At 41.2% G+C, this 14053-nt stretch carries 16 protein-coding genes; 4 read left to right on the top strand and 12 right to left on the bottom strand.

Annotation, left to right across the window (positions count from 1 at the left end; translation table 11 throughout):
• Nucleotides 1–8: 8 nt before the first annotated feature.
• The gene (gene garR / locus ACW6PM_RS01320; RefSeq protein ID WP_456055953.1) at nucleotides 9–902 is read right to left on the bottom strand and encodes a 2-hydroxy-3-oxopropionate reductase; all 894 of its coding nucleotides are present in this window, start codon (nucleotides 900–902) and stop codon (nucleotides 9–11) included.
• Between the two features lie 332 nt (nucleotides 903–1234).
• On the opposite strand from garR, the gene ACW6PM_RS01315 reads away from it, so the two are divergent.
• Nucleotides 1235–1894 (top strand): GntR family transcriptional regulator, encoded by a 660-nt coding sequence (locus tag ACW6PM_RS01315; protein ID WP_456055952.1) that lies wholly within the window; start codon nucleotides 1235–1237, stop codon nucleotides 1892–1894.
• 70 nt (nucleotides 1895–1964) lie between these two features.
• Here the strand turns inward: ACW6PM_RS01315 and ACW6PM_RS01310 are convergent, their stop codons facing one another.
• The 3 genes from ACW6PM_RS01310 to ACW6PM_RS01300 form a co-directional block, all read right to left on the bottom strand.
• Entirely contained in the window at nucleotides 1965–3176 is a 1212-nt protein-coding gene (locus ACW6PM_RS01310; protein ID WP_456055951.1) for an alanyl-tRNA editing protein, read from the bottom strand.
• 81 nt (nucleotides 3177–3257) lie between these two features.
• A complete protein-coding gene (locus ACW6PM_RS01305; RefSeq protein ID WP_456055950.1) occupies nucleotides 3258–5297 on the bottom strand; it encodes an FtsX-like permease family protein in 2040 nt (679 codons plus the stop codon).
• Nucleotides 5290–6057, bottom strand: coding sequence for an ABC transporter ATP-binding protein (locus tag ACW6PM_RS01300; RefSeq protein ID WP_456055949.1), 768 nt, complete (start codon nucleotides 6055–6057; stop codon nucleotides 5290–5292). The genes ACW6PM_RS01305 and ACW6PM_RS01300 overlap by 8 nt, the downstream gene beginning before the upstream one ends.
• Nucleotides 6058–6331: 274 nt before the next feature.
• Here ACW6PM_RS01300 and ACW6PM_RS01295 point away from each other — a divergent pair, with 274 nt between their 5' ends.
• The 3 genes from ACW6PM_RS01295 to ACW6PM_RS01285 are packed head-to-tail and all read left to right on the top strand — an operon-like array spanning nucleotide 6332 to nucleotide 8198.
• Nucleotides 6332–6709, top strand: a complete 378-nt coding sequence (locus tag ACW6PM_RS01295) for a GntR family transcriptional regulator (protein ID WP_456055948.1) — start codon at nucleotides 6332–6334, stop codon at nucleotides 6707–6709.
• Between the two features lie 5 nt (nucleotides 6710–6714).
• Nucleotides 6715–7416, top strand: coding sequence for an ABC transporter ATP-binding protein (locus ACW6PM_RS01290; protein ID WP_456055947.1), 702 nt, complete (start codon nucleotides 6715–6717; stop codon nucleotides 7414–7416).
• Nucleotides 7407–8198: a hypothetical protein gene (locus tag ACW6PM_RS01285; RefSeq protein WP_456055946.1), complete on the top strand. Its 792-nt coding sequence runs from the start codon at nucleotides 7407–7409 to the stop codon at nucleotides 8196–8198. The genes ACW6PM_RS01290 and ACW6PM_RS01285 overlap by 10 nt, the downstream gene beginning before the upstream one ends.
• Before the next feature lie 78 nt (nucleotides 8199–8276).
• On the opposite strand, the gene ACW6PM_RS01280 is transcribed toward ACW6PM_RS01285, so the two are convergent.
• The 8 genes from ACW6PM_RS01280 to ACW6PM_RS01245 all read right to left on the bottom strand — a co-directional run bounded on the left by ACW6PM_RS01280 (nucleotide 8277) and on the right by ACW6PM_RS01245 (nucleotide 13939).
• Complete coding sequence (locus ACW6PM_RS01280) at nucleotides 8277–9425, bottom strand: sensor histidine kinase (protein ID WP_456055945.1); 1149 nt, start codon at nucleotides 9423–9425, stop codon at nucleotides 8277–8279.
• A gap of 6 nt (nucleotides 9426–9431) precedes the next feature.
• Nucleotides 9432–10103: a response regulator transcription factor gene (locus ACW6PM_RS01275; RefSeq protein ID WP_307769662.1), complete on the bottom strand. Its 672-nt coding sequence runs from the start codon at nucleotides 10101–10103 to the stop codon at nucleotides 9432–9434.
• A complete protein-coding gene (tig, locus tag ACW6PM_RS01270) occupies nucleotides 10103–11062 on the bottom strand; it encodes a trigger factor (protein WP_456055944.1) in 960 nt (319 codons plus the stop codon). The genes ACW6PM_RS01275 and tig overlap by 1 nt, the downstream gene beginning before the upstream one ends.
• 112 nt (nucleotides 11063–11174) lie before the next feature.
• Complete coding sequence (locus ACW6PM_RS01265; RefSeq protein WP_456055943.1) at nucleotides 11175–11354, bottom strand: hypothetical protein; 180 nt, start codon at nucleotides 11352–11354, stop codon at nucleotides 11175–11177.
• A 24-nt stretch (nucleotides 11355–11378) separates the two neighbouring features.
• Entirely contained in the window at nucleotides 11379–12029 is a 651-nt protein-coding gene (locus ACW6PM_RS01260) for an ATP-binding cassette domain-containing protein (RefSeq protein ID WP_456055942.1), read from the bottom strand.
• Entirely contained in the window at nucleotides 12029–12400 is a 372-nt protein-coding gene (locus ACW6PM_RS01255; protein ID WP_012743847.1) for a GntR family transcriptional regulator, read from the bottom strand. Before ACW6PM_RS01255 ends, ACW6PM_RS01260 begins: the two co-directional genes overlap by 1 nt.
• Before the next feature lie 8 nt (nucleotides 12401–12408).
• Nucleotides 12409–13086 (bottom strand): hypothetical protein, encoded by a 678-nt coding sequence (locus ACW6PM_RS01250; RefSeq protein WP_308669472.1) that lies wholly within the window; start codon nucleotides 13084–13086, stop codon nucleotides 12409–12411.
• Nucleotides 13052–13939 (bottom strand): ABC transporter ATP-binding protein, encoded by an 888-nt coding sequence (locus tag ACW6PM_RS01245; RefSeq protein ID WP_456055941.1) that lies wholly within the window; start codon nucleotides 13937–13939, stop codon nucleotides 13052–13054. Before ACW6PM_RS01245 ends, ACW6PM_RS01250 begins: the two co-directional genes overlap by 35 nt.
• Nucleotides 13940–14053: the final 114 nt, after the last annotated feature.

Genomic DNA, 14053 nt, shown 5'->3' with positions numbered 1-14053 from the left:
CACCTCTCTTATTCTGTGATGTCTGATTTTACCTCAACTCCTGCAAGCTGTTCAAAGTACTGGACAATTCCTGCGTGATCATCGTTCATATGTCCGCTTACCTTGAGTGCCTGCATGATCTCAAAAAGCTCTGCTGTGAGTGGAAGAGGTACATCAAGATCATGTGCTGTATTTACAACATTTTTAATGTCTTTATGGTTTATACTGATTTTTCCACCCGGTACAAAATTTCTGGCACACATCATAGGTGCTTTTGCGTCGAGCACTGCGCTTCCTGCCAGACCACCTCTGATAGCCTTGTAAACCTTCATCGGATCAGCTCCCGCCTTTGTAGCCAGAACAAGCGCTTCTGAGACTGTTGCAATTCCAAGATTTACAATAATCTGATTTGCAAGCTTGGTTACACTTCCGCTTCCGCTTGGTCCGATAAGTAAACTACTGTTTCCGAGAATACCGAAGATTTCCTGTAAAGCATCAAAATCTTTTTCATCACCACCGCACATAATTGCAAGGCTTCCTGCTATCGCTCCAGGCTCTCCACCACTCACCGGAGCATCAACAAATCCGACTCCAAGCTCTTTTAATTTACTATAACATGTTTTGCTCTCTGTAGGTGTAACACTCGACATATCACATACGAGCTTTCCTGCTGTAAGTGTCTTGCTGACTCCGCTCTCACCGAAAAGTACATCCTGTACAATCTTTCCATTTGGAAGAATGGTAAGAATGATATCACACTTTTGACCAATCTGCTCATAAGTACCTGCCTCTGCACCAAGAGAAACCAGCTCGTTCACCGCCTCTGTATTCAAATCTGAAACAACAAGCTCTACTCCTGCATTAAGTAAATTCTTTGCCATTGGGCGTCCCATAATTCCTAATCCTATAAATCCTACTTTCATTTTGAAACCATCCTTTCTTACTGTCTGTCATACCGGTCTGACATATGTTTGATATTTGTATTCGTTTTTGTGTAATGCAGCTCATTAGCCATGTGAACTGCTCTCGTTCTTTGTAATTACATTGTACGGCATACCGGTATGCCAGTCAATACGCTATTTTATTTTTGTAAATAAAATATATTTTATGCCACATATTTTTGTGAATAAATACTAATTGATTTTTCCAGAACCATTGACATACCGGTATACCCGTGTTAAAATTTTATCAAACTTAGGAAGGTAACTTTGCTATAAATATAGTTATTTGAAATATTTTTTTAGGGGAAAATAATATGATAGCTTCAAATAATCTTAAAGAAACAGCTTATGAACATGTAAAAAAAATGATATTAAATAATGAGCTGGAAGAAGGCTGTGTATATTCAGAAAGAAAAATATGCTCTGATATAGGTGTATCGCGTACACCTTTTCACTCTGCGCTTCAGCAGCTTGAATCCGAAGGATATATAGATATTCTGCCTAGCCGTGGCTTTGCCTTGCATCAGATGAGCGAACAGGATATTGAGGAGACCTTCGAGATACGTTCTGCAATCGAGTTTTTCTGCATATACACCCTGACAGAGGATTATAAGAATAACGTTCAAAAAAGCAGGGAAATCATTGATGAGCTTGAGTTTTTATTAGAGAAGCAGAAAAAAATTTTTGATACTACTGCGGATATAAAGGAATTTGTGAAATATGATTTCAAATTTCATGAGACTATCGTCGCCTACAATAAAAATGCAACCTTTAATGCAATATATAAAACTCATACTTATAAAATCCAGAATCTTGCTTGCAAATCCTTAGCCCACGAAGGTCGAATGAAAAATACCATTGAAGAGCATCAGGCTATATTATCTGCTGTTATGCGTGACGACAGTGCCGATTTGTGCGAGATAACAATGCGTCACTTCAATACACCAAAATACATTAATCTGCAGGATATATAATTAACCTTGGGTATAATTTTTACAATAAAAGCGGTTTCAAGACTAAATGTCTTGAAACCGCTTTTAAAAGTTAAAGCACCTCTTTTAGCACTTCCTCAATCTCGCTCTTTGCTGCCTTTACAGAGCCCTGCACCATAACCGGCTTACCGCCGCCTCTGGCGCCCAGCTTATTCCTCAGCGCTGCAGCAACTGTATTGCAGTCTGCATTCTTGCTTCCGATAATAAAGCTGTAGCCCTCTTCATCATTTCCCATAAAAAATGCACTAAAGCCACTGTATTTCTCCACAAGGCCATTGACACAATTTCTTGCTGTATTCGTATCAATGCCGCATTCAAACAATACTGCATTGTCCGTATCAGCTGGAAGCTCTGCTACCTTGTAACCCAAAAGCGCTGACTTTGCTGTACCAAGCTCTGACTTAAGTGACTGGTTTACTGACTTAAGCTTTGTGACGTTATCCACAATAGCCACCTGATTTGTGGTAAATATCCCCATGAGCTCTGAAATGATGTCGCACTTTTGTCTGAAAGCCTCTAATGCCCTGAAGCCACAGAGGATGCTGACTCTGACGCCACCCTTATAGTTCTGATAATTCATAACCTTAAGCATGCCTATCTCGCCGGTACGCTTCACATGCGGCGCACAGCATGCACACACATCATACCCCGGCACTGTCACTATTCTGACCTGTCCTTCAATCTCGATTTTACTTCTGTACTCCAGCTGCGCAAGCTCATCCCTTGACGGATATGTAACCTCTATCGGAATATTTTTTGAGATGGCCACATTTACCTCATGCTCCACCTCTGCTATATCCTCCGGTGAAATCACTCCACTGAAATCCATTGTCACTACAGAATCACTCAGATGAAATCCCACATTCTCAAATCCAAATCTGCTATGGACAATTCCCGAAAAAATGTGCTCTCCACTGTGCTGCTGCATATTGTAAAAACGATGCTGCCAGTCTATTTTGCCCTGTACATGGACTCCTGCTGCAAGCTCAGCTTCCTTTTCTACCTCGCAGCAATCGCCTGCTAAGGTCTCCACAGTATGTGTAATGACGCCATTCTTAATCTGCACATCAACAACCCTGTAGCCACCAAGTATTCCCATGTCCGGGCTCTGTCCGCCCTCCTCCGGGAAAAATAAAGTCTGATTTAATATTATATCAAAGTGCTTATCATCTGCCTTGTTCGGCTCGCAGGATAAAATATCTGCCTCAAACTCTGTGGCATATGCATCACTGTCGTAAAGTTTAATTGTTTCTGTCATGCTCATACTGCTTGTTCCTCTCGTTTCATATTCTTACGCATCATAGCTATGTTTTATTATAGCGCATTAATAATTCATATGAAACCCCTAAATCTGGTTTCCCACAATCCTGTAGTATGCCCTCGAAGTAATCTTGAAAACAATATAGTATATGACCATAAACACAAAAAGCGTAGCAGTCATGCAGATTACAATTAACTTAACATCCGTAAGATTGCACATGACAAGCAGTCTGCGAAGCAGAGGAAATGCTGCTGCAAGATGACACGCAGCAAGTATAATCGGCAGGAAAAATACCATACGCACCTGTGAAGTAATGGATTTCTTCACCTCGTCATTGCTCATGCCTACCTTCTCCATAATCTCATAGCGTGCTTTGTCATCATAGCCCTCTGAAATCTGCTTATAGAAAATAATCATCACAGTAACCATAAGAAACATCGTTCCAAGGAATATTCCGATAAAGAACAGGCCACCATAAAATACATAAATCTGTTCTCTGTTTGCATCACGGCTTTCCACATAGAAGCCTGACACATCTGATTTTACACTATTTTCCTCAAAATGCTTATCCAGGGCCTTTGCCACAGCAAGCTTATCCTCACTGCTGCCATACAGATTATAATCAATTTCATTGTTGAGCATAGTCGGCACACTACCCTCTCCCAGCGAGCTGTTCAGGTTAAATATCTCTGCAAGTGTTGCCTTGCTGTCTACCACTACATAGTACACACCACTATACATAGAGGACATATAGCTGTCTTTACTTACAGCAGTTTTTTCTGACGCAGCCACTTTAAATTCTTTGCCCAACAGATTAATTATATCGCCATTAAACTTTTCTGTTCCATAAACAGTCACTGAACCGGTATCAAGCTGTGGGATTTTTTTATTCAGCCTCTCTTTAAAGCCGGTCTCCATCTTATCAATTTCATCTCCTGTGACAAAATACAACAAGGAAATATCGTTATCGAAACTTAACACCGGCTTAAACTCTGTCCCCTCTCTAAACACTGTCCAGCTAAAATAAGTGTAGCTTTTGCTGTCTTTAACATTACAAGCAGAGTCAGCTATTATTTTATTCGAATCTGCAGCAGCTTCTTTAAGTGCATCATCCAGATTCACATCATCCGGCACTTCCTTATACCAGCTATATACACTGATATCCGAAGGATATCTCTGCTTAAGTTCTCCCTCCATGCCCGCATACATGCTCACGGTTGTGGAAACAACAACCAGCACCATTGTGGAAAGCACGCATATACTCGCTAGTCCGCCCGCATTCTGCTTCATTCTGTAAATCATTCCTGAAACCGCCGCAAAATGCTTTTTATTATAGTAAAACTTCTTGTTTTTCCTGAGTGCCTTAAGTATTACAATGCTTCCTGAAATAAATAAAAGATACGTTCCGACGATGACAAGCAGTACTGCTACAAAGAACAGGGAAAGCACCTGCAGTGGGTTCTTTGTGGTAATTGCAATATAATATCCCCCTGCCAGACAAAGCAGACCGATAATAGCAATAAACCATTTGCTCTTTGGCTCCTTCTCACCGACATTGCCCCCGCGAAGCAGCTCTATCGGATTAGCAAGCTTCACCTGCATCAGGTTATAGATGAGAGTAAGAAAATATAGCACTCCAAAAATAAGTATTGTATTTACGACAGCGCTAGTAGATACATTAAAATTAATTTGTGCTTTAATATTTATAATCCTATAGAGAAACATAATCATCAGCTTGGAAAATAAAATCCCGGCTATGATTCCAGATGCTATTGCTGCGAGTGCCACAGTAAGTGTCTCAATTGACAAAACTCTCGCAATATGACGCTTTTCCATGCCAAGAATATTGTATATTCCTACCTCTTTCTTGCGCCTTTTGATGATAAAGCTGTTTGTATAAAACAGAAATATATATGAAAAAACCGCTATTGTTCCGCATCCAAGCCCCATTATCGACGCCAGTGCATCCGCGCCCGGCACCTTGCCAAGTCCCTTTGAGTTGTTTAGAAACATCATCACATAAAACATGGCTATCATGACCATTCCCGATATAATGTAAGGCATATAGAGAGTCTTATTATTCTTTATATTTGTAAATGCCAGCCTGCTATATATTTTATTCATGCTTCTCACCACCTGTCGTAATCAGCATAAGTGCATCCTGAATCTTCACATAAAGCTCGTCATTTGTATGATTGCCACGATAAATCTGATGAAACACCTGACCGTCCTTTATGAAAAGCACCCTGTTGGCATGACTTGCAGCCTTCGTGCTGTGTGTCACCATGAGAATTGTCTGTCCGTCCTCGTTTATCCTGTTGAACAGCCTAAGCAGACTGTCTGTTGCCTTTGAATCCAGTGCTCCTGTCGGCTCATCGGCTAAAATTAATTCAGGATTTGTTATTATTGCGCGTGCCACTGCTGCCCTTTGCTTCTGTCCTCCTGACACCTCGTATGGATATTTATCAAGCAGCTTTTCAATTCCAAGCAGTGAAGCTATAGGTGCAAGCCTTTTTTCCATATCCCTATAGTCCACACCTGACAGCACAAGTGGTAAAAAGATATTGTCCTTCAATGAAAAATTGTCAAGCAGATTAAAGTCCTGAAATACGAAGCCCAGATGCTCACGTCTGAAGGCTGATATCTCCTTTTCCTTCAATGAGACAAGGTTCTTTCCGTTTAAGAGTACCTCTCCCGCTGTCGGCTTATCAAGTGCCGCGAGAATATTTAATAGTGTCGTCTTTCCTGAGCCGGACTCTCCCATGATTGCCACATACTCACCTTCCTCTACAGAGAAATTGATGTTTTTCAATGCCTGTACCTGGTTGCCACCAAATCTGGTGGTATATATTTTTTTGAGGTTACTTACTTCCAAGATTGCCATTTCAATGCTCCTTCGCGATTATTTCTACAATGTTATTTAAACTTTTATTTTGTTAGCTTTATTTTAAATATGACGTCATAATCGGCTTCACAACTTACATTGTTGCCGCTTCATGTAATTATAATAACAAAAGACCGGAATGTATGCTATCGAATCAGCTTACATTTCGACCTCGTATCTTACATTTTTGTAAGAAATTAATTTGTAGTTGACAAATAACCTTATATGTATTATTGTATTAATCAAATAATACAATAGTACAAAGGCAGGTGAAATGATGGAATGGAATTTTAACAACGAAACGCCCATATACCTACAGATCATAGACCGGTTCAAGATGGATATTGCAAACGGCAGCCTAAAGCCAGGCAACAAAGTGCCATCCGTAAGAGAGCTGGCATTGTCAGCCGGTGTAAATCCAAACACCATGCAAAAGGCTCTATCCGAGCTTGAGCGTGACGGGTATCTGGAGTCGAGACGTACCTCAGGCAGATTTGTCGCAGACATTGGAAATCAGGCTGACTCACTAAAAAATGATCTGGCACATAAGCTGTGCAGTGAGTTTTGTGAAGGGATGGAAAAGGTAGGTTTTACACCGGAACAGTCCCTTACTGTATATGAAAATTATCTTAAAAGTTTAAAAAAGGAGTGATGTAAATGGCAGAACGTATTGAAATCAAAGGTCTAAGCAAAAACTATAAGAGCCATAAAGTTATCGAAAATATGAATGTGACTTTTCCGGGTGGAAAGATTATCGGCATCCTCGGTCCTAACGGCAGTGGTAAAAGTACACTGATAAAGATGCTTGCCGGAGTATTACAGCCAAACACGGGGCAGATACTGATAGACGGTGAGCCTGTTGGAGCAAAGAGCAAGGCTATGGTATCATATCTTCCTGAGCGGACATATCTTAATCCGTCAAAAAGGGTGAGTGATATCATTGCATTTTTCAAGGATTTCTATGCTGATTTCTCACTTGAGCGTGCAAATGCCATGCTCGAGAAATTCGGAGTTGATCCACAGGCAAAGATCAAAAGCCTCTCAAAGGGTATGCGTGAAAAAGTACAGATCGTACTTGTAATGAGCAGGGATGCAAAGCTTTATCTGCTCGATGAACCTATGGGCGGTGTCGATCCTGCCGCAAGAGACTATATTTTACGCACAATAATCGAAAACTATAATGAAGATTCAACAATTCTTATCACAACTCATCTTATAAGTGATATAGAAAAAGTGCTCGATGATGTGGTATTTATCAGAGATGGCGGTATTTTCCTAAACGATTCCGTAGACAATATCCGCACTAATTACAAGAAAAGTGTTGATGAGCTTTTCAGGGAGGTGTTCGCATGCTGTTAAAATTAATTAAATATGATTTCAGGGAACAATTCAAGGAACATATCGGACTTTATGCACTGGTGTTTGTGTCAGCCCTGATAGAAATAATTTCGGAAAGCTTTAAATTGGATCTTGTATCCGTATTCTTTTGGATACTGCATAGCCTGTCAATGATCGCCATGCTGATCTGCAGCTTTGTGATCATAGTTCTTTACTTCAGACGCAATCTGTTAAAAGACGAAGGCTACCTCATGAATACGCTGCCTGTGGAGCCATGGATGCTGTATGTGTCAAAATTCCTGACAGCCTTTGTACTTTTTATACTCGACCTGATAGTTGCTATTTTATCATTTTCTATAATAAACCGGGGCTTTGCATGGATTGGAGATATTATAAGAGGCATGTCTGATGAATTTGCCAATGCCGGATTTACAGCGAGTCCTGTTGTAATGTTTGGCAGTATTGCAGTAATATCTCTGCTCTACACGATCTCGATGCTGTTTTTCAGCCTTACTACCGGTTATAGGGCAAATGGAAGCAAAGATGCTTACTCTGTGCTTACTTTCATTGTACTTTATGTGATCGGTCAGGTCGCAAATATTATAGTGATGATTTTTACATATTTTATTCCGCTGTCATCAAAGGGATCTATCACCTATATTTTAACGGTATTAAACTCACAGGAGATTACAGGTCTTATGAACAGAGTGGTCATCGGTGCACTTGCCGTATCGCTGATCCTCACTGTGGTGTATGTCGCAGGCTCGATATACAATATGACAAGAAAACTTAATCTGGAGTAGAAAAAAGAGGATTGGCACAGATGTGCTGATCCTCTTTTATTCCTCTCGCTTTTTAATTATTTATTTTCCAAATAAATCCTAATCCCTCGTATCCGCATAATCCAGATCAAACCCAATCCACACCTTAGTTCCTTTTCCAAGCTCTGACTCCATGCGGATTGTATGCCCCAGCTTGTCTGCCATCTGCCTGCACAGATAAAGTCCAATTCCCGTAGCCTTCTTATCGGCATGACCATTGTAGCCTGTGTAGCCCTTTTCAAAAACACGCGGCAGATCCTCTGCTTTGATTCCTATTCCGGTATCCTTTATTGTGATAAAAAACCGGTCTTTTTCCTCTGCAGTTTCTATTGTAACAAACCCCTGCGGTGTATATTTTATGGCATTTGAAAGTATCTGCTCCAGTATAAATGCAAGCCATTTTTCATCGGTATATACCTGTTTTTTTGTACCTGAATAATTTATCCCAATATGCCTTCTGATCATAATTTTTGCATATTTTTTAATGGTATCACGTATGACACCATCCAGACTGACTTTTTCAAGCACAAAATCATTTTCGGTGCTGCTCACACGCTGATACTGCAGCGCCATGCTGACATATTCCTCTATGCGGAACAATTCATCCTCAAACGAGTCCAGGTTATCCGACAGCTCCTTAAATGCAGCCTGCTGTTTCGCGGCATCATTTAATCCGGCAGCACTGATATTCCCACCGGTCATATCCGCTGTCTGGCACTGACTCTGTTCCTCATCACATATCAGCTGCCCAAGCTCCTCCCGCTCTGCCTCAAGCAGTAGTTTCATAGCCGATATCGGGGTCTTTATCTGGTGCACCCACATAGAATAGTAGTCTCTCATCCGGGATTGCCTGACTGCAGCACTGCTTTCTGACTCACTTCTTGCAATGCTTTGATTTTCCAGCAGCCGGTGATAAAGTATCTCCACATCATCTGTTGCTTCCGGAAGCTGTGCCTGCTCCTCAACCGGACGCTTTAAGGCATTGCTTAGAGCCTTTACCTTGCTGCTATATCTGAAAAATCCAACCAAAACTGTTATCAGAAGAAGTATTGCATCAAGCACTGCCGCATATACCATATCCTGTTTGCGCGCACCAATCAGGTACATGTAAAGCAAATGGATGCATGACATTGTGACTATCATCAGAATCCATATATAGTTTTGTTTTATAAAGTTTGTCAGATGCGGTTTGTTTTGTGTTTTTGTCATGACCTCTCACCCCAGCCTGTACCCAAGCCCCTTTTTTGTGACAATAAAGCTCTCAAGCCCTATAGAATCCAGCTTTTTACGCAGCCTGTTGACATTCACCGAAAGTGTATTCTCGTCCACATACGCATCACTCTCCCACAGCTTCTCCATTAGAAGGCTGCGTGATACAATCCTTTCTTTGTTGTCAAAAAGTGTCTGCAATATTTTGAGTTCATTCTTTGTAAGCTCGAGCTTTTTGTCGCCATAGGTTATGGTGGCATCAGATATGTTGAGCATAGCGCCATTATGCTCCAAAACACTGTTGTTTGCGCCAAAATCATAGCAGCGCCTGATGATAGCCTGTATCTTGACCGTCAGCACCTCGAGGTCAAACGGCTTTGCTATAAAATCGTCTGCGCCCATGCTGACAGCCATCACTATATTCATATTATCAGCTGCGGATGACAGGAAAACCACAGGAACCTTTGATACCCTTCTGATTTCCGTACACCAGTGATACCCATTGTAAAACGGCAGACCGATATCCATAAGCACAAGCTGCGGATCAAATGCTGCAAACTCTGACATTACAGCATCAAATTTCTGTACCACATGCACATCATAATCCCATTTTTCCAAATGTCTTCTGACAAGCTTTGCTATGGTCTCGTCATCCTCAACCAAAAATATTCTATACATTATTTTGCGCTTTCTTCCATGATAATCTCAGCCGCATCGATGATGAGCTGTGATGCCTTCATACGAAGTAAATCCGGCTTGAGCTGTGCCTTTGGAAGCACCTGCTTTACGACGTCAACAGGCTGACCATACTTCTGTGAAATAAGCTCATACTGCTCATCCATCTCCTCGTCGGATACAGTGATATTTTCCACTCTGATGATTTCATCGAGAACAGCCTCAAGCTTTGCCTGCTTCTGTGCTACCGGCTTGAGCTCATCCTTTAAGCTGTCCATAGTCTTGCCTGTCATCTGAAGATACTGCTCCATAGCCACACCCTGCTGTGCAAATGATGCCGCCATCTGCTGCAGCTGCATATTTACCGCTGTCTCTACTGCCTGTGGTGGAACAAGGCATGAGCTGCTTTCAAGAATCTGGTCATAGAGCTTTTCTCTTGCCGCATCAGCCTTTCTTGCCTCTACCTGGTACTCAAGATACTCATTGATATATTTTTTTAAATCCTCCACTGACTGCACCTCAGGGAAATTGAGAGATGCTGCAAACTCATCGTTCAGCTCTGCTTCCTTCTCATTGTAAATCTCGTGCAGCTTAACCTTGAAAACAACCGCTTTGCCTGCAAGCTCCGGCGCATGATACTGCTCAGGGAATGAGAGATTGATGTCTCTGTCTTCACCGATTTCCATGCCTACTAGCTGCTCCTCAAAGCCCGGAATAAAAGAGCCTGAACCGATTCCGAGAGGGTATTTCTCAGCCTTTCCGCCCTCAAACGCAACTCCATCCTTAAAGCCCTCGTAGTCGATTACTGCCGTGTCGCCCATCGCAAGTGGGCCTGTTTTCTGCTCCCTGACAGGATTTCCTGCGAGAAGTGTAGCTATCTGTGAATTAACATCATCCTCTGTATATGCAATATAAGGGATGTTTGCCTTTAAGCCTTTGTAATTTCCTAATACGATGTCCATGTTTATACCTTTCTTTTATGCGTATTTATATCTGCTTAACAAAGCTGTTATATGCAAATAGTATACACTAGTTACCAAATAAAGCCAATAAAAACTCTTTTTATTTGCAGGCTTAATTTCTTACTGCCTTAAAGCACAGCCATCTATGCTCAGCTTCCTTAAAAATCAAAAAACCAATTCCCACCATAACCGGTGTATACAGTCCCAAATCGAGCCAGCTTTTTACATGCCATCCATAATCTGCCCCTCTCATAAGAATTGCTGAAAGCTGTCCAAGTATGACCGGTATCATAATATTTTTTCCAACTACTATAAGCTACTCTAGCATCTCACGCATTGAATATTCTCCGTTCTTTATATCTATAACATAGTCTGCCACCCTCGACAAATCCTCGTCCAGATGCGTGGCAAAGAGTATTGTCATCTCATACTCTGCCACAAATTCCTGCAGTAATTTTAAGAAGTCATCCCTGAACACCGGGTCGAGATTGGCAGTCGGCTCATCCATCAGAAGCACTTTTGGTCTGTATGCTGCCGCAAATGCAAATTGATACTTTATCATTTCTCCTGTAGAAAACGAGCACAATCTGCGTCTTGGGGAAAGCTCCAAATGTGCAAGCATCCTGTGATACTCCTCACTATCCCAGTTCTTATAAAATGGACTGTATATTTTTTCGTTTCCATTGGCATCCTGCGACAGGTAGAATTTCCTGTCCTGCGACACTATTCCTACAAGCTCTTTTACCTTGGTCTTATTTTTTACAACATCAAGACCGTCTATGTATATTTTGCCCTTCATTTTGTCATACATTCCAAGCATCATATGAAGCAGTGTGGTCTTTCCCGCACCGTTTTCTCCCTGTATGCCTACAATGTAGCCCTTTGGTATTTCTAAATTTGCAGGCTTAATCACAAATTTTTTTAATTTTAAAGCGGCATTTTCTATTTTTATAATTGTCTCATCCATTATTTTTCTCCCAATACACGAACCATATCTATTATATCCTTCAAGGTCATTCCGGCATTCTCACAATCTGCAAGCAGCTCTGACATCCTGTTCTCAAGATTCATCATCTGTTTTTCACGCAAAAGATCATTTTTCTGCTCGCACACGTAAAATCCACGCCCCGGCACCGACTCTATTACGCCTTCCTTTTCCAACTCCTCATAAGCACGCTTTGTCGTAATCACACTGACTGCCAGCTCCTTTGCCAGCACTCTGATCGACGGCATGCCATCGCCTGCCTTAAGCTCACCGCTTACCACTGCATCGCGTATCTGATTTATAATCTGCTCATATATTGGCATACTCACTGTTGTTGAAATGACTATTTTCATACACACCTCTACGCAATTTTTTTGTCTTTTTTTGATTCCGCAAACTCGTAATCTGCCATACAGCGAACAATATCGTCATAATATTTTTTCCTGTAGGATACAATCATCGATATAAAAAACACACCTATCACTAAAGAAATTAATATCTGAACCAAATCCAGCGAGCTGTCATTCTGGTCATAGCTTGCGGCAACAACCGCCGCAGACATAAACATGATTACATCAAATGTCGTTAATCTGCCCGGATTCACGCTGCCCAGATAATTGTCAAATGAAGTACAATACAAAATACCTGCCATTACAAGCATCTCACACATATAATAGACTATTCCCGATACTGTCAGAGTCTTATCAGGGCTGATCATTGCTGTGATTAATATAAGTAAAAGCAGCACTATATACGACACACGGAATCTGTATTTGAACATTTTTTGTATGTAATGCTGTCTTTGTTCTCTTGAATACGGAGCCAGATACATATACTGTGGCAATTCGAACGCGCTTCTATTATGATTGCTGAAAATGGAAAAAATACTGATCATCAAATTGTATATATACATTACCTGATTCAGGCCTCCAAATGAGCCTTCTGTAATTCCAAGCCAGAATAATGGTATCATAACTATGGCCAAAACAAGATCACGCCTGCTGCTATCCAAAATATTTTTCCACAATATTTTCGGCATTTTCCTTTCCCCCTTTCACCAGATAATGTATCAGCTCCCTGATATCCGGAGTATGCTCCTGAAGCTCTCTGTCTACCAGAATACATTTATCCCTTATAACCATGGCAGTGGAGCTGTATGTTCCTTCTTCCATGTAAACCACTGCTTCCTTTGGTATCAGCTTACATTTATATACAGGTCCTGTAACTATCCGAAAATGCTCACACGCAGCATCCTTAGGCTTAAAAAACAGCAGCCTCCCGGCCTGCATATATGCAATATAGTCTGCTATTCTGTCCAGATCCTCCGTAATATGAGAAGAAATGATAATGCTTTTTCCACCATCCGACACAAGCTCTGTACACAGCCTTAAAAAATCCTCCCTAAAGTGCTTGTCAAGCCCTGCAGTAGGCTCATCGAACAAAAAAAGCTTTGCTCCATACGATAGTGCAAATGCAAGCTGCGCTTTGATTTTCATACCTTTTGACAGTTTTTTGTATTTCTGCTTTCTATCAAGGTTAAATCTTTCCAGACATCCCAGGTACTTTTCCATATCAAACCGCACATACATCTGCCCATAGTATTTTCCGAGCTTTTCGAGATTTATATTCTCATCAAAAAATCCCTCATCACATACTACCGCTATTTCTCCTCTGGCGGCTGCCTCATCGCTGTTTAAATCGTGTCCATCTATCACTATGTCTCCTGTTGACCTATACAGTCCCATCAGGCAGCGCAAAAGCGTTGTCTTGCCTGCTCCGTTTTCTCCTACAAGGCCGCATATGTAGCCCTTTGGCAAATGAAACGATATATTTTCCAGATGAAACCTGTCCTCCCCGGACATTTCCTTATCCAATTCATGAACCCTTAGCATAACTCTCTCCTTTGCTTTCCCACAATCAAAATAGGTGTGCATATACTGTATATATAAATATATACAGTATATGCACACCCTTGTCAAGATATATTCTAAATGTTTGTGTAATAC

Source organism: Agathobacter sp. (assembly GCF_977054825.1).
The sequence above is the reverse complement of the archived record's forward strand: the minus strand, read 5'-3'. Positions and strand labels throughout refer to the sequence as shown.